The sequence below is a fragment of the Kosakonia pseudosacchari genome (assembly GCF_900184035.1).
Classification (GTDB): domain Bacteria; phylum Pseudomonadota; class Gammaproteobacteria; order Enterobacterales; family Enterobacteriaceae; genus Kosakonia; species Kosakonia pseudosacchari.
This window is the reverse complement of the sequence record NZ_FXWP01000010.1, coordinates 118,576-144,198: the sequence shown is the minus strand read 5'-3', so window position 1 is coordinate 144,198 and position 25,623 is coordinate 118,576. Positions and strand designations below refer to the sequence as shown.

Below are 25,623 nucleotides of genomic sequence, written 5' to 3'. Positions count from 1 at the left end.
CTTCTTTTTCCTGGAGCTCACATATGGAAATCTCCGAGTCACGACGTTTGTACCAGCAGCTTGCCGCGGAGCTTAAAAGCCGTATTGAGCAAGGCGTCTATCTGGTGGGAGACAAACTGCCCGCCGAGCGCTTCATCGCCGATGAAAAAAGCGTAAGCCGGACCGTGGTTCGTGAAGCCATTATCATGCTTGAAGTGGAAGGGTACGTTGAAGTTCGCAAAGGCTCCGGCATTCACGTGATCTCCAACGTGGCACGCCACACCCAGGCACCGGATGAAAACCTTGAGTTCGCCAATTACGGCCCGTTTGAACTGCTGCAGGCTCGTCAGCTTATCGAAAGTAATATTGCTGAATTCGCCGCCACCCAGGTGACGAAACAGGACATCATGAAGCTGATGGAAATTCAGGATAATGCGCGTAAAGAGAAGTGTTTTCGCGATTCGGAGTGGGATTTGCAGTTCCATGTACAGGTCGCGCTGGCTACGCAGAACACGGCGCTTGCGGCCATCGTCGAAAAAATGTGGACGCAGCGTGTGCACAACCCGTACTGGAAAAAACTGCACGATCACATCGATTTACGCACCGTGGATAACTGGTGTGACGATCATGACCAGATCCTGCGCGCGCTGATTCGCAAAGACCCGCACGCGGCGAAACTGGCGATGTGGCAACATCTGGAAAATACCAAACAGATGCTGTTTAACGAAACCAGCGATGATTTCGAATTCAACGCCGATCGCTATTTGTTTGCGGAAAACCCGGTGGTGCATCTTGATACCGCCGCAACCGGCAGCAAGTAAAAAATGTCCCACAAGGCGCACACTTACGCTGCGCCTGACCCGGTTTAAGGTAAGTAAACCGTCTAGAGTGTCAGCCTTTGTAAATAGCCTCGCCTCCCCCTGCCGCGACAAGCAAAATCATCACCGAAACTCATTTTTCTGACTGACTCATAACGTCGGCATTTGTTACAATTGGATGCATTTGTCATCATGTAAGTTAGTGCTTGCTCACAACGTCTGTTACCAGAATATGCCGTATCGAGTGTGCCACGAGCGACCATAATGTATTAAAGATAATCGCCGTGCCGTTCCGGGCGTGACGTAAACCGATGTACCAGGAACACTGAATGGAACTTTTAAGCCAATTACTTCATGCCCTCTGGAGCCAGGATTTCGCGACACTCTCGCAGCCAGGCATGATCGGCATGCTTTATTTTGTTTTATTTGTCATTTTATTTCTTGAAAACGGCCTGCTTCCGGCCGCGTTTCTTCCGGGCGATAGCCTGTTGGTACTGATTGGCGTGCTGATTGCAAAAGGCGCGCTGGGATATCCGCAAACCATTTTGCTGCTGACCGTGGCGGCAAGTCTGGGTTGCTGGCTCAGTTACATTCAGGGGCGCTGGCTGGGTAATACGCGCATTGTGCAAAACTGGTTATCGCATCTTCCCGCGCATTATCACCAGCGCGCGCACCATCTTTTCCACAAACATGGCCTCTCCGCCCTGTTGATTGGTCGTTTTATTGCATTTGTTCGCACTCTGTTACCAACTATTGCCGGACTTTCTGGTCTGAGTAATGCCCGCTTCCAGTTTTTCAACTGGATGAGCGGCCTGCTGTGGGTGCTGATACTGACCACGCTGGGTTATCTGCTGGGCAAGACGCCAGTGTTTCGTAAATACGAAGATGCCCTGATGTCCTGCCTGATGTTGCTTCCGGTAGTATTACTGGTGATTGGCCTTGCTGGCTCACTGGTGGTGCTGTGGAAGAAAAAATACCGCAATCGGGGTTAAGACCATGGAATTGCAACGTCCCTTTTTACGCTGGTTACTGATGGGTGTCGCGGCGATAGCCGTTTTCAGCGTGATGTTTTTCGCCTGGACGACGCTGCAACACCGTGAATCAACGCTGGCGATCCGCCCAATTACGCAAAATGTCAGCGTGCCCGATGGTTTCTCTGTCTGGCACCACCTCGATGCCAACGGCATTCACTTTAAAAGTATTACGCCGCAGGACGACACGCTGTTAATCAAGTTTGAATCCAGTGAGCAGAGCGCGGCGGCGAAAATCGTGCTCGATCGCACCTTACCTCATGGTTACATCATTGCCGCTCAGGACGATGATAACAGCCAAACTTCCGCGTGGCTGACCCGCCTGCGCAATAGCACACATCGATTCGGTTAACCTTTCCAGGATTCTGAATCTTTTCACTCACTTTGGTGTTTAGCCGTTTACTTACTATGCTTGAGTACACGGAACCAGAGTTCGCTTTATGTCACTGGACGCTGGCGTAACCATCGTTTCGCTGGCCAACAATGGAAGGTTCTCGATTATGAAAAACCGCATCGCACTGGCGCTGGCCCTTTTTTCGCTGAGCGCATTTTCCCAGGCGGCTTCGCCCTGCCAGGAAAAGGAACATGAGATCCAGCGTGAAATCAGCTATGCCGAAAAGCATAACAATCAGAGCCGAATTGACGGTCTGAACAAGGCGCTACGAGAAGTGCGCGCCAACTGCTCTGACAGCAAGCTGCGCGCCGCCCATCAGAAAAAAATCGCGGAGATGAAAGACGAGGTGGCCGAGCGCCGCCACGATCTGAATGAGGCCAGGCAAAAAGGCGATGCGGACAAAATAAGCAAACGCGAGCACAAGCTGAAAGAGGCGCAGGCGGAACTGAAAGCCCTGGAAGCGCGTGACTACTGATTTAATGGAAATAACCACTCACTCACCTGGAGAGAATTATGTCGAAAGATAATGCTGACCATTTGCGCGCTGAGTTGAAATCCCTGGCGGATACGCTGGAAGAAGTGCTGAGCAATTCCAGCGATAAGTCGAAAGAAGAGCTGAGTAAATTACGCACCAAAGCGGAACAGGCGCTGCGCGACAGCCGTCACCGTTTGGGCGAAACCGGCGATGCGCTCGCCCGCCAAACCCGTGAAGCGGCTGCGCGTACCGATGAGTATGTGCGTGAAAACCCGTGGGCCAGCGTAGGTATCGGCGCCGCCGTCGGTGTGGTGCTGGGCGTACTGCTGTCGCGTCGCTAAGATGACGGATTTGCGAAACGCGCAAGGGCCGGGCAAAAGCGTACTGGGGATTGGTCAACGCATTGTGACCATTCTTGTTGAAATGGTTGAGACCCGCCTGCGGCTGGCGGTTGTCGAGCTGGAAGAAGAGAAAGCGAACTTATTCCAGCTGCTGCTTATGGTAGGGCTGACCATGCTTTTCGCCGCATTTGGCCTGATGAGTCTGATGGTGCTGATTATCTGGGCCATCGATCCGCAATATCGCCTGAACGCGATGATTGCAACCACCGTCGTGTTGCTGGTGCTGGCATTAATAGGCGGCATCTGGACATTGCGTAAAGCGCGGGCCTCGACGCTGTTGCGTCATACTCGCCAGGAGCTGGCAAACGACCGTGCCTTGCTGGAGGAGGATAAGTGAGCGGCAAAGCGGAACGTCTGAAGCGCAAAGCATGTTTGCTCAGTGAGATCCAACAACAACGCCTGGATCTCACCGCCAGCCGTCGCGAATGGCTGGAAGCAACCGGAGCCTACGATCGCGGCTGGAATACGCTGCTCAGCTTGCGTTCCTGGGCGCTGGTGGGTAGCAGCGCGATGGCGATATGGTCCGTTCGCCACCCCAATATGCTTGTGCGCTGGGCTAAACGCGGTTTAGGCGCGTGGAGCTTATGGCGGCTGGTCAAATCGACGCTCAACGCAACGCACTGAAACACAATCACAGCACGGCTTACGCGGGCGATGGTTATCCATCGCCCGTTTGCTTTTCTGTTTGCTCAGTTTTTTTGAAAAATTTCGACAGTTTTCCTTGCTAACAATCTTTTCCCGTCACGATTACTATCCTCTCCATCGACAGCAAGCAAGCGGCATCCGCCCGTAATTGCAGACCTTTTACTGAAAGCCGCTATTGTGGTTCCCTGGAGAGAAAGATGAAAAAATTAGAAGATGTTGGTTTCCTGGTTGCTCGTATTCTGATGCCGATTCTGTTTATTACCGCAGGCTGGGGCAAAATCACCGGTTATGCAGGTACTCAGCAATATATGGAAGCGATGGGCGTGCCGGGGTTCTTCCTGCCACTGACCATTCTTCTTGAGTTTGGCGGCGGTCTGGCGATTCTGTTTGGTTTCCTGACCCGTACTACAGCACTGTTCACCGCAGGCTTCACGCTGCTGACCGCGTTCATCTTTCACAGCAACTTTGCGGAAGGCGTGAACTCGCTGATGTTCATGAAAAACCTGACCATCGCTGGCGGTTACCTGCTGCTGGGTATTACGGGTCCGGGTGCCATCAGTATCGACCGCGCCCTGAATAAAAAATGGTAAGCGCTCTATACTGAGTGAAGAGATTAAAGCGAGGAGACCACTCCTCGCTTTTGCTATTCAGAAGGAGGAGACAAAATGGGACAACTGATAGACGGCGTCTGGCACGACACCTGGTATGACACCAAATCCACCGGCGGACGTTTCCAGCGCTCGGTATCCGCATTTCGCAACTGGCTTACCGCAGATGGCGCACCAGGCCCTTCTGGCGAAGGTGGCTTTGCCGCCGAAAAAGACCGCTATCACTTATATGTTTCACTCGCCTGCCCGTGGGCGCACCGCACACTTATTCTGCGTACGTTAAAAGGCCTTGAACCGTTTATCTCTGTTTCCGTGGTCAACCCGTTGATGCTGGAGAACGGCTGGACATTTGACGATGATTTTCCGGCGGCAACTGGCGACACGCTGTACCAACACGAATTCCTCTATCAGCTCTACCTGCATGCCGACCCGCACTACACCGGGCGCGTTACGGTGCCTGTGCTGTGGGATAAAAAGAATCACACCATTGTCAGCAATGAATCGGCGGAAATCATCCGCATGTTCAATACCGCTTTTGACGGTCTGGGTGCCAAAGCGGGGGATTATTATCCGCCAGAGCTTCGCGAGCAGATCGATGACCTGAACGGCTGGATCTACGACAACGTGAATAACGGTGTCTATAAAGCCGGTTTCGCCACCAGCCAGCAGGCGTATGACGAAGCGGTAGTCAATGTTTTCAATGCGCTGGAACGCCTTGAACAGATCCTCGGTCAGCACCGCTATTTGACGGGCGATCGATTAACAGAAGCGGATATCCGCCTGTGGACAACGCTGGTACGTTTTGATCCAGTCTATGTCACGCATTTCAAGTGCGATAAACACCGCATCAGCGACTATCTGAATCTGCACGGCTTCCTGCGCGACATTTATCAGATGCCGGGCATTGCGCAAACGGTCGATTTCGCGCATATCCGCAACCACTATTACCGCAGCCACAAAACCATTAACCCGACCGGAATTATCTCTATCGGGCCGTGGCAGGATCTGGATGAGCCACACGGACGCGACCTGCGTTTCTCCTGATCTTCCGGGCGCGTTTCACCGCGCCCAAATTATTTCTCGCCGGGTTTTCGCTTTGTATTTTTGCCGTCTATTCTTACAGGGATCGTTGAGAAAACAACGGATTGACCGTTGATCGAGGTGGGAAATGGACTGGTATTTTAGGGTACTGAGCAACTACGCGACATTTCACGGACGCGCGCACCGCCGCGAATTCTGGATGTTCACACTGGTCAACCTTATCCTCTTTGGCGTGCTGTATGTGGTCGACAGGATCATCGGCTGGCACCTGTTAAGCCAGATTTACGCCCTGCTGGTGCTGGTGCCAAACCTGGCGGTTCAGGTGCGCCGCCTGCATGATACCAACCGGAGCTGGCGCTGGCTGTTACTGCTGCTGTTTCCGGTGATTGGCTGGTTGATGCTGCTGGCGTTTTACAGCCAGCGCGGCACACCGGTAGAAAACCCCTTTGGCCCCGAACCGAAAGCGTTCCCCTGAAATACATTGCTCCACCAACGTGGAGCAATGGCTTATTTACCGGCAAACAGCTTGGGAATTTCCCGCAGACACCAGGCTTTCGCTTCACCCATACTGTCGCGACGCCAGGCCATAATAATATCCACCTGGCTGGTATATTCCGGGCTCACAACACGTAAGCGGCCTTCAGCGATATCCTGCTCCACCAGTGGATAAGGCATGGTCGCCACACCCAGGCCGGACAGCAGCGCCTGGCGCTTATCTTCAATCGTGCTGACCGTCAGCCTTGGCTGCTTATCCAGCAACTGCACCGTCAGCACCGGACGCTCGCGGGCGGTATCGGCAACGGCCACGCCGCGGTATTTCACGCGCGTCACTTCCGAGAGCGGTTCCGCCTCCTGATGGATCGGGTGATCCGGCGCAGCGACGTAGACATTCATCACCGAGTAGAGCTTGCGTGAGTTGATTTCCGACGAGGAGCGAAAGTGCATATCCGGCGCGACAACAATATCGGCGCGCCCCTGTTCCAGCCGCTCCCACGCCCCGGCCAGCACTTCAGTAATGAGCGATAACTGCGTATTGGCTTTTGCCGCCAGCCGGTCGACCAGCGGAAACAGCTCGACCGTCGGCACCAGCGCTTCAGTGACCAGTGTGAGATGCGTCTCCCAGCCGCGCGCCAGCGCTTCTGCATCGGTTGTCAGTTTATCGGCGGCTTCCAGCAATACGCGACCGCGCTCCAGCAGCATTCGCCCGACATTGGTGAATTTTGTTCGGTGCCCGGAGCGGTCAAACAGCACGACATCCAGCTCTTCTTCAAGTTTTTGCATGGTATAGCTGAGCGCAGAAGGCACGCGTCCCAACTCATCCGCCGCCGCGGCAAAGCTTCCACGCCGGTCAATCGCATCCATCACACGTAACGCTTCCAACGTCAGCGCCCTTTCTTTAGCCATGAGTGTTCTCATTCAGGAAATTTGAACATACCGGGCAGAATATCTGGCTAACAATGCAGCGTCCATACCTTTAACATTGTTTTAAGTAAAGAGAGGTCAACAATTATGATTACTACGCGTACTGCGAAACAATGCGGACAAGCTGACTTCGGCTGGCTTCAGGCCCGCTACACTTTTTCTTTTGGACATTACTTCGACCCGAAATTGCTGGGCTATGCCTCCCTGCGCGTGTTGAACCAGGAAGTGCTTGCCCCAGGCGCATCGTTCCAGCCACGCACCTACCCGAAAGTGGATATTTTAAATCTGATTCTGGAAGGCGAAGCGGAATATCGCGATAGCGAGGGCAACCATGTTCAGGCGAAAGCCGGTGAAGCGTTGTTAATTGCCACCCAGCCCGGTATCAGCTACAGCGAGCATAATCTGAGCAAAGACAAATCATTAACGCGCATGCAGTTATGGCTGGATGCCTGCCCCGAGCGTGAAAACCCGCAGGTGCAAAAAATGACCATTGCCGATGTGGCGCAGCAACTGCTGGCGTCCCCTGATGGCAGCCTGGGAAGTTTGCAACTCCGCCAGCAAGTGTGGCTGCACCATATTGAGCTTGCCAAAGGCGAAGAGTTGCAGATTCAACTGCATGGCCCGCGCGCCTATTTGCAATCTATTCACGGTACGGTGCACGCCGTGACACATTGCGAAGCAAAAGAAGCCCTGACCTGCGGTGATGGTGCGTTTATTCGTGACGAGGCTAACATAACACTCGTTGCCGATACGCCGCTTCGCGCTTTGCTGATAGATTTACCCGTGTGATAGTTGCGTTACGTAAGTGAGTAAATGAAATGAGCAGCACAATGAATTTTATGACAGACCCTACACAGCAAACCCCACTCCCCGCCCTGGCTGGATTCGGTTATGAAGAGATGCTGACAGAGCTGGAAGCTATTGTCGCAGAAGCCGAAATCCGCCTTGCGGAAGAAGAAGCCACCGCCTGACCCATAAGCCCCGGCGCATAAGACCGGGGCAAATCTCTCCGGAACATACTGTCGTTTTACGCGCACTTAGCGCGCGCGATTTCGCGCCTGAAACTGCCCCGGCGTGCTGCCAAAGCGCAGCTTAAATGCGGCGATAAAAGCACTGACGTTATCGTACCCGCAGCGTTCTGCCGTCTCACTCACCGACTCCCCGCGCAGCAGATGCGCCATGGATGCCAGGACTTTTGCCTGCTGTCGCCACTGACTAAAACTCAGCCCGGTTTGTTCACTGAACAAGCGGCTTAATGTTCTGACGCTCAAACCACAGCAACACGCCAGTTGCGCCTGATTTGCCGTATTGTGTGGCTCCGACAGCAGCAATTCAGCCACCCGCTTCGCCCGGCGATCCTGCGGCAGGGTTAACTGCAACGGCGCGGCTGGCGCCACGCGAATCTCCTCCATCATCACCGCCAGAAGCGATGCCTGGCGAGCCGGGTCGCACTGCGTTATACGCTCCATCAACAGCATCATAAACGGATCGGCAGGCCACACGCCCGCGAAAGCGGGGGCATCATCATGGTTGAGTTGCAGGCTATGCCCTTCCACGTCGCCCACGCTCCAGGCGCAGTGGCGCATCTGTGCAGGAAACCAGCCGACTGTCGCGGGCGTTAGTGCCCATTGCGCCTGCTCCGTTTTCACAATCATCATCCCCCGCTGAATGCAAAACAGCTGGCCGGTGACGTGCTGGTGCCACTCAGTGGTGTGCTTGTTGTGATGCGTGAGCCGCTGGTTTTGTACGATCAACATGGCTGATAAGCCGTATTTAATGTCCTGATACGGTTAATATACCAACGCGGTGTGGCGATATCCTCTTTATAAGCACAAATGAGGAGAACAAAGATGGATATCACCCAACGTATCGCCCTGGCATTGCGCAGTGTCGTTTGCCACCCTGACCATAACGAAGCGAAAATCCGCGAATTCTTCTCGCCGGATTATCAGCAAATTGTCGACGGACAGACGCTTGACTTCACTGGCTTTGTTGAACATATGGCCAGGCTCAAACACCTGACGCACGCCATTGATGTGACTGTGGTCGCTATTGCCGGGCAAAACAATAATGTATTGACCCACCATCGTGTGGCGGTAAGTAAGAAAGATGGCACTCAGGCACACATTGACGTGTTTGCGCATTTCACGCTGGAAAACGGGTTAATCACCCGCTGCGAGGAGTTAACCCGGCTGGTGCAGGGCATAGCGCAAGACCGTTCACTGGGCAGCGTCAGATAACAGCGTTTTGTTACGCTCGGTCACTTCCTGCACGAAACGGCGGAGGATCTCCGCCGCGCCTGGCGCGGGCAGCACGCTGGCCACTAAGCTGTCGGCATCGGTGCCCTCTTTTTCGATGTGCGCGCGGTTCAAACGCAGCAGATCGGTAGCGATTTCCGGCGTCATTTCCGGGTGGAACTGCACCGAAATGGCCCGAGGTCCGTAGCGAACAATCTGATGATTATCATGCGCGGAAGAGGCCAGTACCGTTGCACCAATGGGCAAGCGTGTCACCGTTTGTCGGTGCGTTAAATGCGCAGGGAAGCTCTCTGTCAAATGGCTTAGTAGCGGATCATTAGCCGCCGCCACGTGCAAATAAACGGTTTTTGTCCCCGCTTCACGGCCCTGCGGATGGTATTCAACATTCCCGCCCAGGGCCCAGGACATCAATTGATGACCATAGCAAACGCCAAAGAGCGACATCCCAACCGCAATGGCTTCGCGGATCCACTCTGCGGTCTTCTCGCTCCACGGCAGCCTGTCAGACACCATCGCCCATGAACCAGTAATGATCGCTGCCCGGCGCGCATCCGGGGCTGGCAGCGTTTCGCCTTCAAAGACGCGAACCACGTCCACCTCTTCAGGAGCACAACCAAGAGCCCGGCAAAACCAATGCGGAACATCCCCGTGGGCGTCACGTAAAGGCTTCGGGGCATCCCCCATCTGAATAATGATCAATGATTTTTGGTCCATGACGGCAGCGACTCCCGCGATGCTAGTTTCAAAACCGTTTAAGAACATGTTAGCGCTTTTCGCCAGGCTTCCGACGGGATATTTATTTATAAGGTTAGAAGCGCCGGTGCTTAACGGTACGACGCGCGCAACAGCAAAAGGCCGATAAGTTCCAGCTTACGCACGCAAAACCCCGCAAGATACACCTGCGGGGGCTTTAAAGCCCAAACTGGCCGGTAAGCCGCGTTCTTTCATAGAAAGCGGAGTGGACAGTCATTCATCTTGCCTGCACCAGAAAGCAAAAACCCCGCCGAAGCGGGGTTTCACCTGAATAGTCGAAACTGGCCGGTAAGCCGCGTTCTTTCATCGAAAGCGGAGTGGACAGTCATTCATCTTGCCTGCACCAGAAAGCAAAAACCCCGCCGAAGCGGGGTTTTACCTGAATAGTCGAAACTGGCCGGTAAGCCGCGTTCTTTCATCGAAAGCGGAGTGGACAGTCATTCATCTTGCCTGCACCAGAAAGCAAAAACCCCGCCGAAGCGGGGTTTTACCTGAATAGTCGAAACTGACCGATAAGCCGGGTTCTGTCGTGGACAGTCATTCATCTAGGCCAGCAATCGCTCACTGGCTCAAGCAGCCTACCCGGGTTCAGTACGGGCCGTACCTTGTGAACCCCTATTTGGCCTTGCTCCGGGTGGAGTTTACCGTGCCGCGAACTGTTGCCAGACGCGCGGTGCGCTCTTACCGCACCCTTTCACCCTTACCTGATCCCACTTGCGTGGGCCATCGGCGGTTTGCTCTCTGTTGCACTGGTCGTAGGCTTGCGCCTCCCAGGCGTTACCTGGCACCCTGCCCTATGGAGCCCGGACTTTCCTCCCCTCCGCCCGTCTCCCCCGAAGAGGACGACGACGAAGCGGCGACTGTCTGGTCAGCTTCGGCGCGCAGTATAGAGGGTTTGCTTGCGCCTGTCACCCTTCCGTCAACATTCCCACCTGCAAGGTGGCGGCGATATTGCGCGACGCGCGATAAATATTGTCAAATGCGCCGCGAAACGCCTCTTCCAGCGTACCGATGCTGCTCAGCACGCTAAATACCGCGTCAATGCCGTACTGGTGAACCACGCCCACATCGCTGGTCAAACTCCCGGCGATACCGATCACCGGCTTGTGATATTTTTTGGCGACATGCGCCACGCCCACCGGCACTTTGCCGTGGATACTCTGGCTGTCGATGCGCCCTTCGCCGGTCACTACCAGTGTGCAATCGTGAATATGCTCTTCAAGATTGAGCGCCTGCGTCACAATCTCAATGCCGCTGCGCAATTCCGCGCCGAGAAAAGCCATCAATGCCGCGCCCATCCCGCCCGCTGCGCCGGAGCCCGGCACGTTTTTCACATCCACGCGCAGTGATTTTTTAATGACATCGGCGAAATGGCTCAGGTTGCGATCCAGCTCGACAATCAACGCTTCCGTCGCCCCTTTTTGCGGGCCAAAAATGCGTGATGCGCCCTGCTCACCGATCAGCGGATTAGTGACATCGCAGGCAACACGCAGCGTACAGTGCTGCAAACGCGGATCGAGCCCGGAAATATCAATGCCGTTCAGGCTTATCAGGCTACCGCCGCCGTAGCCGATTTCCGTCCCGTTCGCATCGGTCAGTTTCGCGCCCAGCGCCTGCACCATACCCGCGCCGCCGTCGTTAGTCGCGCTACCGCCAATGCCAATAATAATCGTGGTCGCCCCCTGCTCCAGCGCGTGCAAAATAAGTTCCCCGGTGCCGCGCGAAGTGGTAATCAAAGGGTTACGTAATTCAGGTGGAACAAGCATCAGTCCGCTCGCCGCCGCCATTTCAATAAACGCGGTTTTTCCGTCGCCAGACATCCCCCAGCAAGCTTCAACATGTTTACCCAGCGGTCCAGTGACGCTCGCGGTGTGCACCGTGCCATTCGTGGCGGCAATCATGGCTTCAACCGTACCTTCGCCACCATCCGCGACCGGAACGGAAACGTATTGAGCATCCGGGAAAATTTCCCGAAATCCTTTTTCTATCGCCTGCGCTACTTCGGTAGCTGACAGGCTTTCTTTATAAGAGTCTGGGGCGATTACGATTTTCATAGTTGTGAGCCTGATAGTGCCGCGCACTTCCCCCTTCAGGCCAACAGCGGCCTGAAGAGATGGATAAATAAGGAGTCAAGGGCGCAGCGCCGCGCCCTTTTGATTAACGAGTCACTTCGATCTTCGCCAGTTTCTCGTAGTAGCATGCCAGCGCGCTGTGGTCGGCATTGCCCAGACCGTCAGCACGCAACGCCTGCATCATCTCCATCACGGCGGCGGTCAGCGGCAACTGCGCGCCCACGCCGTGCGAGGTATCCAGTGCGTTGGAGAGATCTTTGATGTGCAGATCAATACGGAAACCCGGTTTGAAGTTGCGATCCATCACCATCGGCGCTTTCGCATCCAGCACGGTGCTGCCCGCCAGACCACCGCGAATTGCCTGGTAGACCAGATCCGGGTTCACGCCCGCTTTGGTCGCCAGCGTCAGCGCTTCGGACATCGCCGCAATGTTCAGCGCCACGATCACCTGGTTTGCCAGTTTGGTCACGTTGCCCGCACCGATGTCACCGGTGTGCACCACAGAACCCGCCATTGCTTTCAGCAGATCGTAATATTTGTCGAAAATCGCTTTGTCACCGCCCACCATCACGGACAGCGTGCCGTCGATGGCCTTCGGTTCACCGCCGCTCACCGGCGCGTCGAGCATGTCGATACCTTTCGCTTTCAGCGCGTCGCTGATCTCACGGCTGGCCAGCGGAGCAATAGAGCTCATGTCGATCAGCACCGTCCCCGGTTTCGCGCCTTCAATGATGCCGCCCTCGCCCAATGCCACCTCTTTTACGTGCGGGGAATTTGGCAGCATGGTGATGATCACATCGCACTGCTCAGCAACGGCTTTCGCGCTGGTTACGGCTTCAGCGCCTGCGGCAATCACTTCAGCCACGGCGTCCTGGTTACGGTCCACGACCACCAGTGAGTAACCAGCTTTAATGAGGTTTTTACTCATTGGTTTACCCATGATACCCAGGCCAATGAAACCAACTTTCATCGTCATAATTGCGTCTCTCTCTTTAATGGTGGTTTGATTATTTCTTAAAGGTGTCGGCCAGCTTCTGCGTGGCTGAGCGGAACACACCAAGGTCGCTGCCAACGGCCACCACGGTCGCGCCCCATTCGAGGTAGCGGCGTGCGTCGGCTTCAACCGGCGCCAGAATACCGCTCGGTTTGTTGTGCGCTTTGGCGCGCGCAAAAATGTGTTGAATGGTGCGCTGCACTTCCGGGTGCGCGGCATTACCGATATAACCCAGTGTGGCAGCCAGATCGCTCGGGCCAACAAACACCCCGTCTACGCCGTCGGTCGCCAGAATGGCGTCGAGGTTATCCACGCCCGCCTGGCTTTCGATCTGTACCAGAATGGTGATGTTGGCGTTGGACTGGCGGAAGTAATCCGGCACGGTGCCAAACATATTGGCGCGGTGCGAAACAGAGACACCGCGAATGCCTTCCGGCGGATAGCGGGTCGCCGCCACGGCGTTCACCGCTTCTTCTTCGGTTTCGACGAATGGGATCAGGAAGTTATAGAAACCGATATCCAGCAGGCGCTTGATAATCACCGGATCGTTGGTCGGAACCCGTACCACCGGTGCGCTAACGCTGCCCTTTAATGCCATTAATTGCGGTACAAAAGTGAGCACGTCGTTTGGGGCGTGTTCGCCGTCCAGCAGCAGCCAGTCGAAGCCCGCCAGGCCCAGAACTTCAGTGCTAATATGACTACCCAGCGCAGACCAACAACCGATTTGAATCTGTTGGGCCGCCAGCGCGGCCTTGAATTTGTTTGGGAAGATATCGTTATTCATCTTTTGTACCTTAATGAGTTGTTGCTTATTTCTTCAGTTCCATACGTTTGATGTCGCCAACCACGAACAGATAGCAGACCATCATCATCAGCGCCGAACAGCCTACGAACACCAACGCACCGTTGAAAGAATGCAACTCTTTAACCATGTATCCGATAACCAGCGGCGTCACGATAGAAGCCACGTTACCGAACACGTTGAATACACCACCGCACAGACCCACAATCTCTTTCGGCGCGACATCAGAAATAACCGGCCAGCCCAGGGCGCCAAAACCTTTCCCGAAGAACGCCAGCGCCATCAGTGCAACAACCAGTGCAGTGTTATCGGTGTAGTTACACAGAATGATGCTTGAAGCCAGTAACATGCCGACCACGATAGGGAATTTACGCGCGACGGTCAGCGAGGAACCGCGCTTAATCAGGTAATCAGAGAAAAATCCGCCCAGCACGCCACCGACAAAACCACACAGCGCCGGAATGGAGGCAACAAACCCGACTTTCAGGATCGACATGCCTTTTTCCTGCACCAGATAAATCGGGAACCAGGTCAGGAAGAACCAGGTAATCGTGTTCAGGAAGTACTGACCAAAAAACACGCCAAGCATCATGCGGTTGCACAACAGTTGCTTGATGTAATCCATTTTCGGACCAGCATTTTTACTGTCGTCCGTTTTTTTGTGGTCCATATCCACGACCGCGCCATTTTGCTCGATGTACTCCAGCTCTTCGCGGGACATACGCGGATGGTCAGTCGGGTTGTGGACAAATTTCACCCAGGCGAAGGTCAACACAAAACCGATCGCGCCCATCACGGTAAACACATGTTCCCAACCCCAGGCGAAGGTCAACCAGCCCAGCAACGGAGAGAACAGCGCCAGCGAGAAATATTGCGCGGAGTTAAAAATCGCCGACGCCGTACCGCGCTCTTTTGCCGGGAACCAGGCCGCAACAATGCGGGCGTTCGCCGGAAATGAGGGCGCTTCGGAGAAGCCGAGCATAAAGCGCATGAAAAACATCGAAATCCCGGCCCAGGCGATCGGGAAAACATCAACAAAGCCTTGCAGGAAGGTGAAGAGCGACCAGAAAAAGAGGCTGTATGTGTAGACTTTTTTAGAACCGAAGCGGTCAAGCAGCCAGCCGCCAGGGATTTGCATCAGCAGGTACGCCCAACCGAATGCCGAAAAAATATAGCCCATCGAGACAGAATCAAGTTGCAGCTCTTTCGCCACCTCTGTCCCGGCAATCGACAGCGTAGCGCGGTCGGCATAATTCACAGCAGTAACAATAAATATAATCAGCAAAATTAAATAACGGGTGGGTAAGCCCCGTTTTGTTTCAACGGCATGTTCAACAGTCATTTTAATTTCCTCTGGCACCGCTAACTTTAAAATATAATTATTGTGATGTTTCTTATCTGATTTTATTTAAGCACCCGAAACTAATATCAGATAATTGGCACTTCGATTTTATTAGCTCTCAGTATAATCAGCGCCATGATGTCATACACTGGAGAGTTGCTCAATTTTAACCTTTTACAAAAAGAATATTTTGAGCATATGCACATACACCTGGGCGCTAATGCACAGATCTTGCATTAGACAGCCCCGCCAGACGGGAGATCACAATAATAAGTGATGTAGATCACATTTTATTATTTAAACTCCTGACATTCTTATTTCAGCAAATGAGATTTTTCTTTCTGATATTAATTACAGAATAAAGAATGGTTCCTCTTTTTATTGAGTAATGCATCGTACAGTTAGCTGGAGATTACTTAACAATGTCCGACATTGAAATTAGACAGCAACCGCCAGGGGCGTTTTATATTAAGGTACACGACACGGATAATGTCGCGATCATCGTTAATGACAATGGCTTAAAAGCGGGAACCCGTTTTCCGGATGGACTTGAGCTTATTGAGCATATTCCGCAAGGCCATAAAGTGGCGCTGGTCGATATTCCCCAACACGGTGAAATCGTACGTTACGGCGAAGTCATTGGTTACGCTGTACGCGACATTGCACGCGGTAGCTGGATTGATGAATCCATGGTCGAGCTGCCGAAAGCACCGCCGCTGAATACGCTGCCGCTGGCGACCAAAGTGCCAGAGCCACTGCCGCCGCTGGAAGGTTACACCTTTGAAGGCTACCGCAATGCGGACGGTAGCGTCGGCACCAAGAACCTGCTGGGCATCACCACCAGCGTGCATTGTGTGGCCGGTGTTGTCGATTATGTGGTGAAGATTATCGAACGCGACCTGCTGCCAAAATACCCGAATGTCGACGGCGTTGTGGGTCTGAACCACCTGTATGGCTGCGGCGTGGCGATTAATGCCCCGGCTGCGGTGATCCCGATTCGTACCATTCACAACCTCGCGCTGAACCCGAACTTTGGCGGTGAAGTGATGGTGATTGGTCTCGGTTGTGAAAAATTACAACCGGAGCGCCTGCTGCAGGGCACTGAAGATGTGCAGGCCATTCCGGTCGACAGCGCCAGCATCGTGCGTTTGCAGGATGAGCACCATGTCGGTTTCCGCTCCATGGTGGATGACATTCTGCAGGTGGCGGAGCGTCACCTGGTGAAGCTTAATCAGCGCAAACGTGAAACTTGCCCGGCTTCCGAACTGGTTGTCGGCATGCAGTGCGGCGGCAGCGATGCCTTCTCCGGCGTCACCGCTAACCCGGCGGTTGGTTTTGCATCGGACCTGATTATTCGCTGCGGCGGCACGGTGATGTTCTCTGAAGTGACCGAAGTTCGCGACGCGATCCACTTACTGACGCCGCGCGCCATTAACGAAGAAGTGGGCAAACGCCTGCTGGAAGAGATGGCCTGGTACGATAACTACCTCGATATGGGCAAAACCGACCGCAGCGCCAACCCTTCTCCGGGGAACAAAAAAGGCGGCCTGGCGAACGTGGTCGAAAAAGCGCTGGGCTCCATTGCGAAATCCGGTAAGAGCGCCATTTCTGAAGTGCTCTCTCCCGGTCAACGCCCGACCAAACGTGGCCTGATTTACGCGGCAACCCCGGCGAGTGACTTCGTGTGTGGGACGCAACAAGTCTCTTCCGGGATTACTGTGCAGGTCTTCACCACCGGTCGCGGTACGCCTTACGGCCTGGTTGCGGTGCCGGTAATTAAGATGGCGACGCGTACCGAGCTGGCGAACCGCTGGTATGACTTAATGGATATCAACGCCGGGACGATCGCCACAGGCGAAGAGACGATTGAGGATGTGGGCTGGAAACTGTTCCACTTCATTCTGGATGTCGCCAGCGGCCGTAAGAAAACCTTCTCGGATCAATGGGGCCTGCACAACCAACTGGCGGTGTTTAACCCGGCTCCGGTGACCTGATTTTTATAAGAAAGCAGTAAACCTCAACCTTAAGCATGGCTGCGGCCATGCTTTTTTTTATTGTTTCACCAGCAGCACGTCGATCCCGCTTTTCTGCAACCCGTGCAGGCTTTCCGCCGGAATGCCTTCATCCGTAATGATCATATCAATCCGTTGCGTATCGATAATTTTGTGCAAACTCAAACGGTTAAACTTGCTGGAATCAGTTACTACGACAATGCGCTCAGCGACTTCGCACATCCGTCGGTTCAGCCGCGCCTCATCTTCGTTATGCGTGCTGACACCGCGTTCAAGATCGATAGCATCGACGCCGAGAAAAAGGATATCGAAATGGTAATTCTGTAATGATTGCTCCGCCTGATCGCCATAAAAAGACTGCGACTGACGGCGCAAGTGTCCTCCTGTCATCAGCAACTCGACCCCTTCAGCATCGAGCAATGCATTCGCGACGTTCATCCCATTCGTCATCACAATTACGTCCTGATGTTGCTTCATCATGCGCGCAATTTCATAGGTTGTGGTTCCCGAGTCGAGAATAACGCGATGCCCTGGCTTTATCATTTCAGCCGCCGCAAGCGCAATCCCCCGCTTCAGCCCGGTATTTAACGCGCTTTTGTCTTCAACAGAAGGCTCGGTTGCTGGTGCGTTGCCATCACAAATAAGCGCCCCGCCATACGCACGCACGGCAATTCCCTGTTTTTCCAGGAAAGCGAGATCGTTACGGATGGTGACGGTGGATACACCAAAAAGAAGAGATAAATCATTAACCTGAACGCTTCCCTGCTGCCGTAGCCGCTGGATGATCTGCTCACGCCTTTCGCTCGTACCGATAGTGCGCTTTTCGGGTGAGGAACTGGTGCTGGCCATAAGTAATCCTTTAACTGAACTTTCGTTTCATTTCGATTTACTTATTAAACCTGACTTCAGAAGGAATGCAAGCGTGAGATGGCAAGTTGCTTTCGGAAAGCACCGGCAAGAACCTTTCATTATGTTTGTTTTGTGAAACAGATCGGAAAAGCATTATCTTTCATTTTATTTTTAAGACAACATCAATCAGGATGAAAGAAAACAAAACGAAAGAAACAAACCTAATAATGCTAAGAGGAAGAGGAAAGTGAAACATCTTACCGCGCTGATAAAGCACCACAAAGAGGGCGACAAGAAAGGGATCTACGCCGTTTGTTCTGCCCATCCCCTGGTGTTAGAAGCCGCAATCCGCTTTGCCGCCGCTCATCACCATCCCTTACTCATTGAAGCGACATCAAATCAGGTCGATCAATTTGGCGGCTACACCGGCATGACACCGGCGCAGTTTCACGCTTTCGTTTGCCAGCTTGCCGATAAGCTGAACTTCCCACGCGCGCAGTTGATTTTGGGGGGCGATCATCTTGGCCCGAATCGCTGGCAAACGTTACCCGCATCCGAAGCCATGTTGCATGCTGAAGAGCTGATTAAGCATTACGTCACGGCGGGTTTCAAAAAAATCCATCTCGATTGCAGCATGTCGTGCGCCGACGATCCCACGCCGCTTACCGATGAGATTGTAGCGACACGCGCCGCAAGGCTGGCACAAGTGGCGGAAGCGGCCTGCATCGCGCAATCGGGTGAAAGCGATTTGGTCTACGTCATCGGCACTGAAGTTCCCGTTCCTGGTGGTGCCCACGAGACGCTGGCCGAACTTGCCGTTACCTCACCCGATGCCGCGCGCGCCACGTTACAGGCACATCGCATCGCATTTGAACGCCAGGGGCTAAGCAACATCTGGCCACGCATCATCGCGCTGGTGGTCCAGCCTGGCGTTGAATTTGATAACAGCCAGGTCGTGGATTACCAGCCACACAAAGCCAGCGCCCTGAGCAAAATGGTTGAAGATCAGCCGACACTGGTGTTTGAAGCCCACTCTACGGATTACCAGACGCCTCAGGCACTGCGTCAGTTGGTTCACGATCACTTTGCTGTTTTGAAAGTTGGCCCGGCGCTCACCTTCGCCTTGCGCGAGGCGCTGTTCGCCCTGGCGGCGATCGAAGAGGAACTGCTTCCCGCCCGCGCCTGTTCCGATCTTCGTCATGTGCTGGAAAATGTCATGCTTGACCGTCCTGAGTACTGGCAAAGCCATTATCACGGTGACAGCCATGCCCGCCGCCTGGCGCGGGATTATAGCTATTCAGACCGCGTGCGTTACTACTGGCCGGATAGCCAAATTGATGAATCTTACGCACGACTGGTACGTAATCTGGCCGAGCAGATCATTCCGCTTCCGCTCATCAGCCAGTACTTGCCGCTCCAGTACGCGAGAGTGCGTGAACACAGGCTGAGCGCAACGCCCAACGCGCTGATTATTGACCACATTCAGGACGTGCTGCGTCAGTACCACGCCGCCTGTCAGGGCGTTTCGTTTGATAACTATTAACAGGAAAACACTATGCCAAACATTATGTTAAGCCGTATGGATGAGTGCTTATTCCACGGCCCGGCAGGCATGAAGTGGGCTGGGTTTGCCGGGGCGAACCCGGTACTTGTACAAGGTGTGCCGACAGAGCCCGCGCTGGATATCTTCACCCTACTTTGAGGCATGCTTATGGAAATCAGCTTGTTGCAGTCTGCCGCGCTGGGTATTGTCGGTAAATTTGCACACCTTCTCTGAATTAAGGAGTCACGATGCTGGGAATTATTCTTTGTGGACACGGTGGTTTCGCCAGTGGAATGGCAAGAGCAATGACCCAAATTCTGGGTGAGCAATCGCAATTTATCGCTATCGATTTTCCAGAAACTTCAACAACTGCCTTGCTGACAGAACAACTGGAAGAGGCGGTCAATACGCTGAGTGGCAACGAGGGATTGGTATTTCTCACCGATCTACTGGGCGGCACGCCATTTCGTGTCGCGTCCACTTTAGCCATGCAGCAACCGAACCGTGAAGTCATTACCGGCACCAACCTGCAACTGCTGCTGGAAATGGCACTTGAACGGGATGCATTAAGTTGTGAAGCGTTTCGCTCACAAGCGCTTGAGTGCGGCCATCGTGGCCTGACAAGCCTGGCCGATGAACTGGGGCGTTGCCGCGATGAAAAACAGATCGAAGAAGGAATTTGACAGATGAGCGCGCGAGTAATGCACTAACCCGGCTCCCCTCTTGTCGTCCTTTTTCCTGTCTGTTTTATGGGCGTGGCGCTGTTATCACGCCATGTCTTTTCTTTCGCTTTCGCTTTCGCTTTCGCTTTCGCTTTTCAGCACCCTTTCTTTTGTTTATTTAAATTTCACTTCCTTTGCTTTAACGATCACAGTTTTCGATTTATTGATATTTTCGCATTGATCTTTCAATTAACTTTCGTTAGGTTTCATTTAACGAGAAAATTATTTTAATGAAACGAAATGAAAGGTTTCTTTCCTGCTCACTTTCGTGATCGTGCATGACTAAGGAATACGCTATGAGTGAAATGATTTCCGGGCGAACAACAACGTCAACCTGGACCGAACGAGAAATTCGTCAACAACCGGCGTGCTGGATTGCCTCGCTTGAAAATATCGATCGCCAGCGCGATGAGATCGATGCGTTTTTGCAGCCCGTTTTATCCATACAAAATCTTAAAATTATTCTTACAGGCGCAGGGACTTCCGCCTTTATTGGCGACATTATTGGCCCCTGGCTTTCGCGCCACACCGGGAAAAATATTACCGCAGTACCGACTACCGACCTGGTTACCAACCCCATGGACTACCTGCAGGAAACGCAACCGACTCTGCTAGTCTCCTTCGGGCGCTCTGGCAACAGCCCGGAAAGCGTCGCGGCCGTTAAGCTGGCAGACCAGTTCGTCAAGCAGTGTTATCACCTCGCGATTACCTGCAATGAAGCCGGTGCGCTGTACCAGAATGCTGAAACCAGCAACCACGGCAAGGCGCTGTTGATGCCTGCCGAAACGCACGATCGTGGTTTCGCCATGACCAGCAGTATCACCACCATGATGGCAAGCTGCCTTGCCCTCTTTGCCCCCGATTTCTTTAGCACAACACGTTTTCGTGATGTTGCCTCACGTTGCCAGCAAATCATCCACTCGCTCGGGGATTTCTCCACCAGCGTATTCGGGGATTTCCCCTTCAAACGTGTTGTCTATCTCGGTAGCGGCGGGTTGCAGGGTGTCGCGAGAGAGTCAGCGCTCAAAGTGCTGGAATTAACCGCCGGTAAACTGGTCGCCTTCTACGATTCCCCTGCTGGCTTTCGCCATGGTCCCAAATCACTGATTGATAACGAAACGCTGGTTGTCGTGTTTATGTCGAGCCACCCTTACACACGCCTCTACGATCGCGATCTACTGGCAGAGCTTCATCGTGAGAACCAGGCACTGCGTATTGTCTCTGTCAGTGCCTCACAAGAGCATGTTATCCCGGCAGAAGCACAGATTACGCTGCCTCCTGCCCGCGAATTTCTGGATGTCGAGCAGGCATTTTGTTTCCTGATGTACGCGCAGGTCTTTGCACTTACTCAATCGATAAAAGCCGGGATCGCCCCCGATACCCCGTCCCAGAGCGGGACTGTTAACCGGGTGGTACAGGGCGTCGTCATTCATCCGTGGCAGGGGGCATAATGAGTATTATCTCGACCAAATATCTTTTGCAGGACGCGCAGGCGAAAGGCTACGCCGTCCCGGCGTTTAATATCCATAATGCAGAGACCATCCAGGCCATCCTTGAAGTTTGCCAGGAGATGCGTTCACCGGTGATCCTTGCCGGAACCCCTGGCACTTATAAACACATCGCCATCGAAGAGATCTACGCGCTGTGCGAGGCCTACTCTGCCAGTTACCACATGCCTGTGGCGCTCCATCTGGACCATCATGAATCGCTGGATGATATCCGCCGGAAGGTCAATATCGGCGTGCGCAGCGCCATGATCGACGGCAGCCATCTCCCTTTCGACGAAAATGTCCGGCTGGTTAAATCCGTGGTCGATTTCTGTCATCGCCAGGATTGCAGCGTTGAAGCGGAACTGGGGCGCCTTGGCGGCGTAGAAGACGACATGGACGTCGACGAAGAAAGCACCTTTCTGACGTCACCGCAGGATGCCCAACGTTTCACCGAATTAACCGGCGTTGACAGCCTCGCCGTCGCTATTGGTACGGCGCACGGCCTGTATACGAAGCCGCCGAAACTCGACTTTCAGCGCCTGGCAGCAATCCGTAACGTGGTGGAAGTTCCTCTGGTGCTGCACGGTGCCAGTGATGTTCCCGACGAATTTGTCCGTCGGGCGATTGAATTAGGCATCTGTAAGGTCAACGTCGCGACGGAACTGAAAATTGCGTTCGCTGCGGCGGTGAGAAAGTGGTTTGACGAGAATCCTGACGGTAACGATCCGCGTTACTACATGCGGGTCGGTATGGATGCGATGAAAGAGGTTGTGAGAAGCAAGGTAACGGTCTGCGGTTCTGCCGACAAACTGGAGAAATAAGAAACTATTTTGGGGCACTGACACTGCCTTTACGTCATTACCATGTTGAAAGCATTACTGGAATAAATATTACAAAGGAACATATCCGTATTAATTAATGACAGGACAATAAGATGAGCTCACCGAATATTTTACTAACCCGTATCGATAACCGTCTCGTCCATGGACAGGTGGGCGTTACCTGGACGTCGGCTATCGGTGCCAATTTGCTTGTCGTCGTTGACGATGACGTCGCAAAAGATACATTGCAACAAAAGCTGATGGGGATAACAGCAGAAACCTACGGCTTTGGTATCCGCTTCTTTTCGCTGGAAAAAACGATAAATATCCTCGATAAAGCTGCGCCTCATCAAAAGATTTTTCTCATCTGCCGCACACCGGAAACGGTACGAAAACTGATTGAAGGTGGCGTGAAGCTTGGCGAAGTTAACGTCGGCAACATGCATTTTTCTGCAGGGAAAAAACAGATAAGCAGCAAAGTCTATGTCAATGAACAGGACCTGGACGATCTGCGTTTTATCAAACATCACGGGGCACATATTTTCATTCAGGATGTTCCCGGCGATACAAAAACCGATATTCCCGACTGAGCTTTTTTGTCGGCAAACGATGGTAAGCAACGCTCTCTGATGAGGCCGAAAAATGCATGAAATAACGCTAATACAGGGGTTATCCCTGGCCGCTCTGGTTTTTATCCTCGGTATTGATTTCTGGCTGGAAGCATTATTCCTGTTCAGACCCATCATTGTTTGTACCCTGACTGGCGCAATACTCGGGGACATTCATATCGGGTTAATCACCGGCGGCTTAACCGAACTCGCTTTTGCAGGCTTAACCCCGGCAGGCGGTGTACAACCGCCAAACCCGATTATGGCGGGCGTAATGACGACGGTCATCGCCTGGTCTACGGGGGTCGACGCCAAAACGGCAATCGGCCTTGGGCTGCCGTTTAGCCTGTTAATGCAGTACATCATCCTGTTCTTCTACTCTGCCTTCTCGTTATTTATGTCGAAAGCGGATAACTACGCCAGTACAGGTGATACCCGGGCCTTTGCGCGCCTTAACTGGCTCACTACGCTGATTGTCGCCTGTTCATACGCCATTATCGCGTTTCTGTGTACTTACATGGCACAGGGCGCGATGCAGGCGCTGGTGAAAGCAATGCCTGGCTGGCTGACACACGGCTTTGAAGTGGCGGGCGGTATTTTGCCAGCAGTCGGCTTCGGCTTACTCTTACGTGTCATGTTCAAAGCGCAATACATTCCTTACCTGATCGCCGGTTTTCTGTTCGTCTGTTATATCCAGGTCAGCAACCTGCTGCCGGTTGCCGTTTTAGGTGCCGGTTTCGCAGTCTATGAATTCTTCAATGCGCGGGCGAAAAACCAGTCTCAACCGCAGGTCGAAAGCAACCCCAGCGATAAAGAGGATTACAGCAATGGCATCTGAAATCAGTAAGAAAGATATTACCCGTTTAGGTTTCCGTTCGTCCGTGCTGCAAGCCAGTTTTAACTATGAAAGGATGCAGGCTGGCGGTTTTACCTGGGCGATGCTGCCGCTGCTGAAAAAGATTTATAAGGATGATAAAGACGGCTTAAGCGCGGCAATGAAAGACCATCTGGAATTTATTAACACCCACCCCAACCTGGTTGGTTTTTTGATGGGATTGCTTATCTCCATGGAAGAGAAAGGGGAAAACCGCAGCACCATTAAGGGGCTAAAAGTGGCGCTTTTTGGCCCCATTGCAGGGATTGGTGATGCCGTCTTCTGGTTTACGCTGTTACCGATTATGGCGGGTATCTGTTCCTCTTTTGCCAGCCAGGGCAACCTGCTTGGCCCGATACTTTTCTTCGCAGTCTACCTGGCTATTTTCTTTTTGCGCGTCGGCTGGACCCACGTTGGTTACTCAGTGGGTGTTAAAGCGATTGATAAAGTGCGTGAAAACTCACAAATGATCGCACGGTCGGCGACAATTCTGGGGATTACCGTTATCGGCGGTCTGATTGCCTCATATGTGCATATCAATGTGATCACCACCTTTCCCATTGATGAAACACACAGCGTCGCGCTACAAAAAGACTTTTTTGACAAGGTGTTCCCAAACATTTTGCCAATGGGTTATACGCTGCTGATGTATTACCTGCTGCGTGCGAAAAAGACTCACCCGGTAGTGCTGATTGCGGTGACATTTGTGCTGTCAATTCTTGCATCCGCACTGGGTATTCTCTGACGGAGCCGGGGCGCATAACTACTGCGCCCCGCTCGTAATGCAGCTTAGTCCTGCTGATCAAGCGCGTACTTATACAGCGCATTTTTCTTCACGCCGTGGATTTCCGCCGCCAGCGCCGCCGCTTTTTTTAGCGGCAGCTCGGTTTGCAGTAACGCCAGCGTACGCAACGCGTCGGCGGGCAGCTCCTCTTCCTGCGCTTTATGCCCTTCGACGATCAGCACCATTTCGCCTTTGCGGCGGTTCTCATCCTCTTTCACCCATGCCAGTAGCTCGCCAACTGGCGCGCCCTGAATGGTTTCCCAGGTTTTGGTCAGTTCACGCGCCAGCACCACGTAACGGGATTCGCCCCATACGGCGACCATATCTTCCAGGCTTTCCAGCAGGCGGTGAGTGGATTCATAGAAAATCAGCGTACGGCTTTCGGTTTCCAGCGCTTTGAGCGTATCGCGACGCCCTTTTGATTTAGCGGGCAGAAAACCTTCGTAACAGAAACGATCCGACGGCAACCCGGCGGCGCTTAACGCAGCGATGGCCGCGCACGGACCCGGCAACGGCACCACGCGGATACCGGCCTCGCGGCAGGTGCGCACCAGATGGTAGCCCGGATCGTTGATCAGCGGCGTTCCGGCGTCGGAGACCAGCGCAATGTTCTGCCCCTCTTTTAGCTTCGCCACCAGCGTTTCGGCTTTCTGCTGCTCGTTATGGTCGTGAAGCGCAAACAAACGGGCGTTAATGGCGAAATGCTGGAGCAGTAAACCGGTATGACGAGTGTCTTCAGCGGCAATTAAATCAACGGTTTGTAACACGTTAAGCGCGCGCTGCGTAATATCAGCCAAATTCCCGATAGGAGTAGGTACAATAAAGAGCTGACCTTGAGAATTCTCCGCCGATTCGTGTTGTTTCATTGTTTCATCCGTATTGCCG

The 25,623-nt window shown here is 53.4% G+C and carries 30 protein-coding genes, 1 other RNA gene and 1 pseudogene; 22 read left to right on the top strand and 10 right to left on the bottom strand.

Annotated features, from left to right (window positions below; translation table 11 throughout):
- Positions 1-23 precede the first annotated feature (23 nt).
- The 10 genes from exuR to BN2591_RS06985 all read left to right on the top strand — a co-directional run bounded on the left by exuR (position 24) and on the right by BN2591_RS06985 (position 5,867).
- Positions 24-800: a transcriptional regulator ExuR gene (exuR, locus tag BN2591_RS07030; RefSeq protein WP_020455378.1), complete on the top strand. Its 777-nt coding sequence runs from the start codon at positions 24-26 to the stop codon at positions 798-800.
- Between the two features lie 326 nt (positions 801-1,126).
- The gene (yqjA, locus tag BN2591_RS07025) at positions 1,127-1,789 is read left to right on the top strand and encodes a DedA family general envelope maintenance protein YqjA (protein ID WP_017457404.1); all 663 of its coding nucleotides are present in this window, start codon (positions 1,127-1,129) and stop codon (positions 1,787-1,789) included.
- Between the two features lie 4 nt (positions 1,790-1,793).
- Entirely contained in the window at positions 1,794-2,180 is a 387-nt protein-coding gene (mzrA, locus tag BN2591_RS07020; protein WP_086870187.1) for an EnvZ/OmpR regulon moderator MzrA, read from the top strand.
- Between the two features lie 148 nt (positions 2,181-2,328).
- On the top strand, positions 2,329-2,697 hold the full coding sequence (locus BN2591_RS07015) for a DUF1090 domain-containing protein (protein ID WP_086870673.1): 369 nt from the start codon (positions 2,329-2,331) through the stop codon (positions 2,695-2,697).
- 38 nt (positions 2,698-2,735) lie between these two features.
- Positions 2,736-3,038, top strand: a complete 303-nt coding sequence (locus BN2591_RS07010) for an ElaB/YgaM/YqjD family protein (protein ID WP_086870186.1) — start codon at positions 2,736-2,738, stop codon at positions 3,036-3,038.
- 1 nt (position 3,039) lies between these two features.
- The gene (locus tag BN2591_RS07005) at positions 3,040-3,435 is read left to right on the top strand and encodes a phage holin family protein (RefSeq protein ID WP_017457400.1); all 396 of its coding nucleotides are present in this window, start codon (positions 3,040-3,042) and stop codon (positions 3,433-3,435) included.
- Complete coding sequence (locus tag BN2591_RS07000; protein ID WP_086870183.1) at positions 3,432-3,722, top strand: YqjK-like family protein; 291 nt, start codon at positions 3,432-3,434, stop codon at positions 3,720-3,722. The genes BN2591_RS07005 and BN2591_RS07000 overlap by 4 nt, the downstream gene beginning before the upstream one ends.
- Positions 3,723-3,940: 218 nt before the next feature.
- Positions 3,941-4,333: a DoxX family protein gene (locus BN2591_RS06995; RefSeq protein ID WP_086870181.1), complete on the top strand. Its 393-nt coding sequence runs from the start codon at positions 3,941-3,943 to the stop codon at positions 4,331-4,333.
- 75 nt (positions 4,334-4,408) lie between these two features.
- Positions 4,409-5,395: a glutathione S-transferase family protein gene (locus BN2591_RS06990; protein WP_086870178.1), complete on the top strand. Its 987-nt coding sequence runs from the start codon at positions 4,409-4,411 to the stop codon at positions 5,393-5,395.
- Positions 5,396-5,519: 124 nt separating this feature from the next.
- Positions 5,520-5,867 (top strand): DUF805 domain-containing protein, encoded by a 348-nt coding sequence (locus BN2591_RS06985; RefSeq protein ID WP_017457396.1) that lies wholly within the window; start codon positions 5,520-5,522, stop codon positions 5,865-5,867.
- Between the two features lie 32 nt (positions 5,868-5,899).
- Here BN2591_RS06985 and BN2591_RS06980 read toward each other — a convergent pair whose 3' ends face one another.
- A complete protein-coding gene (locus BN2591_RS06980; RefSeq protein WP_017457395.1) occupies positions 5,900-6,796 on the bottom strand; it encodes a LysR family transcriptional regulator in 897 nt (298 codons plus the stop codon).
- 105 nt (positions 6,797-6,901) lie between these two features.
- Between BN2591_RS06980 and BN2591_RS06975 the strand changes: the two genes are divergently transcribed.
- Together BN2591_RS06975 and yhaL are read left to right on the top strand one after the other, a co-directional pair.
- Positions 6,902-7,603 (top strand): pirin family protein, encoded by a 702-nt coding sequence (locus BN2591_RS06975; protein WP_086870176.1) that lies wholly within the window; start codon positions 6,902-6,904, stop codon positions 7,601-7,603.
- Between the two features lie 92 nt (positions 7,604-7,695).
- Positions 7,696-7,785, top strand: a pseudogene (gene yhaL, locus BN2591_RS24875) (protein YhaL); the annotation flags it as partial.
- Positions 7,786-7,851: 66 nt separating this feature from the next.
- Here the strand turns inward: yhaL and BN2591_RS06970 are convergent.
- On the bottom strand, positions 7,852-8,571 hold the full coding sequence (locus BN2591_RS06970; protein ID WP_086870174.1) for an AraC family transcriptional regulator: 720 nt from the start codon (positions 8,569-8,571) through the stop codon (positions 7,852-7,854).
- 93 nt (positions 8,572-8,664) lie between these two features.
- Here BN2591_RS06970 and BN2591_RS06965 point away from each other — a divergent pair, with 93 nt between their 5' ends.
- Entirely contained in the window at positions 8,665-9,054 is a 390-nt protein-coding gene (locus tag BN2591_RS06965) for a nuclear transport factor 2 family protein (protein ID WP_086870172.1), read from the top strand.
- On the opposite strand, the gene BN2591_RS06960 is transcribed toward BN2591_RS06965, so the two are convergent.
- The 6 genes from BN2591_RS06960 to BN2591_RS06935 all read right to left on the bottom strand — a co-directional run bounded on the left by BN2591_RS06960 (position 9,034) and on the right by BN2591_RS06935 (position 15,035).
- Positions 9,034-9,786, bottom strand: coding sequence for a glutamine amidotransferase (locus tag BN2591_RS06960; RefSeq protein WP_086870671.1), 753 nt, complete (start codon positions 9,784-9,786; stop codon positions 9,034-9,036). The two genes, BN2591_RS06965 and BN2591_RS06960, sit on opposite strands and share 21 nt — an antisense overlap.
- A gap of 536 nt (positions 9,787-10,322) precedes the next feature.
- An RNA gene (rnpB, locus tag BN2591_RS06955) (RNase P RNA component class A) lies at positions 10,323-10,701 on the bottom strand.
- 32 nt (positions 10,702-10,733) lie between these two features.
- On the bottom strand, positions 10,734-11,879 hold the full coding sequence (garK, locus tag BN2591_RS06950; RefSeq protein ID WP_086870169.1) for a glycerate 2-kinase: 1,146 nt from the start codon (positions 11,877-11,879) through the stop codon (positions 10,734-10,736).
- Positions 11,880-11,982: 103 nt separating this feature from the next.
- Complete coding sequence (gene garR, locus BN2591_RS06945; RefSeq protein ID WP_017457388.1) at positions 11,983-12,873, bottom strand: 2-hydroxy-3-oxopropionate reductase; 891 nt, start codon at positions 12,871-12,873, stop codon at positions 11,983-11,985.
- 31 nt (positions 12,874-12,904) lie between these two features.
- The gene (gene garL, locus BN2591_RS06940) at positions 12,905-13,675 is read right to left on the bottom strand and encodes a 2-dehydro-3-deoxyglucarate aldolase (RefSeq protein WP_020455394.1); all 771 of its coding nucleotides are present in this window, start codon (positions 13,673-13,675) and stop codon (positions 12,905-12,907) included.
- Between the two features lie 25 nt (positions 13,676-13,700).
- Positions 13,701-15,035 (bottom strand): MFS transporter, encoded by a 1,335-nt coding sequence (locus tag BN2591_RS06935; RefSeq protein WP_086870166.1) that lies wholly within the window; start codon positions 15,033-15,035, stop codon positions 13,701-13,703.
- A 422-nt stretch (positions 15,036-15,457) separates the two neighbouring features.
- Here BN2591_RS06935 and garD point away from each other — a divergent pair, with 422 nt between their 5' ends.
- Positions 15,458-17,029, top strand: a complete 1,572-nt coding sequence (gene garD, locus BN2591_RS06930) for a galactarate dehydratase (protein WP_086870164.1) — start codon at positions 15,458-15,460, stop codon at positions 17,027-17,029.
- Positions 17,030-17,086: 57 nt separating this feature from the next.
- Here garD and BN2591_RS06925 read toward each other — a convergent pair whose 3' ends face one another.
- Entirely contained in the window at positions 17,087-17,896 is an 810-nt protein-coding gene (locus tag BN2591_RS06925) for a DeoR family transcriptional regulator (RefSeq protein ID WP_086870162.1), read from the bottom strand.
- A 247-nt stretch (positions 17,897-18,143) separates the two neighbouring features.
- On the opposite strand from BN2591_RS06925, the gene kbaZ reads away from it, so the two are divergent.
- The 8 genes from kbaZ to agaD all read left to right on the top strand — a co-directional run bounded on the left by kbaZ (position 18,144) and on the right by agaD (position 24,699).
- Positions 18,144-19,439, top strand: a complete 1,296-nt coding sequence (gene kbaZ / locus BN2591_RS06915; protein ID WP_086870160.1) for a tagatose-bisphosphate aldolase subunit KbaZ — start codon at positions 18,144-18,146, stop codon at positions 19,437-19,439.
- A gap of 12 nt (positions 19,440-19,451) precedes the next feature.
- On the top strand, positions 19,452-19,598 hold the full coding sequence (locus BN2591_RS24470) for a PTS sugar transporter subunit IIB (protein ID WP_159457492.1): 147 nt from the start codon (positions 19,452-19,454) through the stop codon (positions 19,596-19,598).
- An 89-nt stretch (positions 19,599-19,687) separates the two neighbouring features.
- Entirely contained in the window at positions 19,688-20,122 is a 435-nt protein-coding gene (gene agaF / locus BN2591_RS06910) for a PTS galactosamine/N-acetylgalactosamine transporter subunit IIA (RefSeq protein ID WP_086870158.1), read from the top strand.
- A gap of 335 nt (positions 20,123-20,457) precedes the next feature.
- Complete coding sequence (locus BN2591_RS06905; RefSeq protein WP_086870156.1) at positions 20,458-21,612, top strand: SIS domain-containing protein; 1,155 nt, start codon at positions 20,458-20,460, stop codon at positions 21,610-21,612.
- Entirely contained in the window at positions 21,612-22,472 is an 861-nt protein-coding gene (kbaY, locus tag BN2591_RS06900) for a tagatose-bisphosphate aldolase subunit KbaY (RefSeq protein ID WP_086870154.1), read from the top strand. Before BN2591_RS06905 ends, kbaY begins: the two co-directional genes overlap by 1 nt.
- Before the next feature lie 113 nt (positions 22,473-22,585).
- Entirely contained in the window at positions 22,586-23,062 is a 477-nt protein-coding gene (gene agaB / locus BN2591_RS06895) for a PTS galactosamine transporter subunit IIB (RefSeq protein ID WP_086870151.1), read from the top strand.
- 52 nt (positions 23,063-23,114) lie between these two features.
- Positions 23,115-23,918, top strand: coding sequence for a PTS galactosamine transporter subunit IIC (agaC, locus tag BN2591_RS06890; protein ID WP_086870149.1), 804 nt, complete (start codon positions 23,115-23,117; stop codon positions 23,916-23,918).
- A complete protein-coding gene (agaD, locus tag BN2591_RS06885; protein ID WP_086870147.1) occupies positions 23,908-24,699 on the top strand; it encodes a PTS galactosamine transporter subunit IID in 792 nt (263 codons plus the stop codon). Before agaC ends, agaD begins: the two co-directional genes overlap by 11 nt.
- Before the next feature lie 44 nt (positions 24,700-24,743).
- On the opposite strand, the gene rsmI is transcribed toward agaD, so the two are convergent.
- Positions 24,744-25,604 carry a 16S rRNA (cytidine(1402)-2'-O)-methyltransferase gene (gene rsmI / locus BN2591_RS06880; protein ID WP_086870145.1) on the bottom strand — a complete coding sequence of 287 codons (861 nt, stop codon included), beginning with the start codon at positions 25,602-25,604 and terminating at the stop codon, positions 24,744-24,746.
- Positions 25,605-25,623 lie beyond the last annotated feature (19 nt).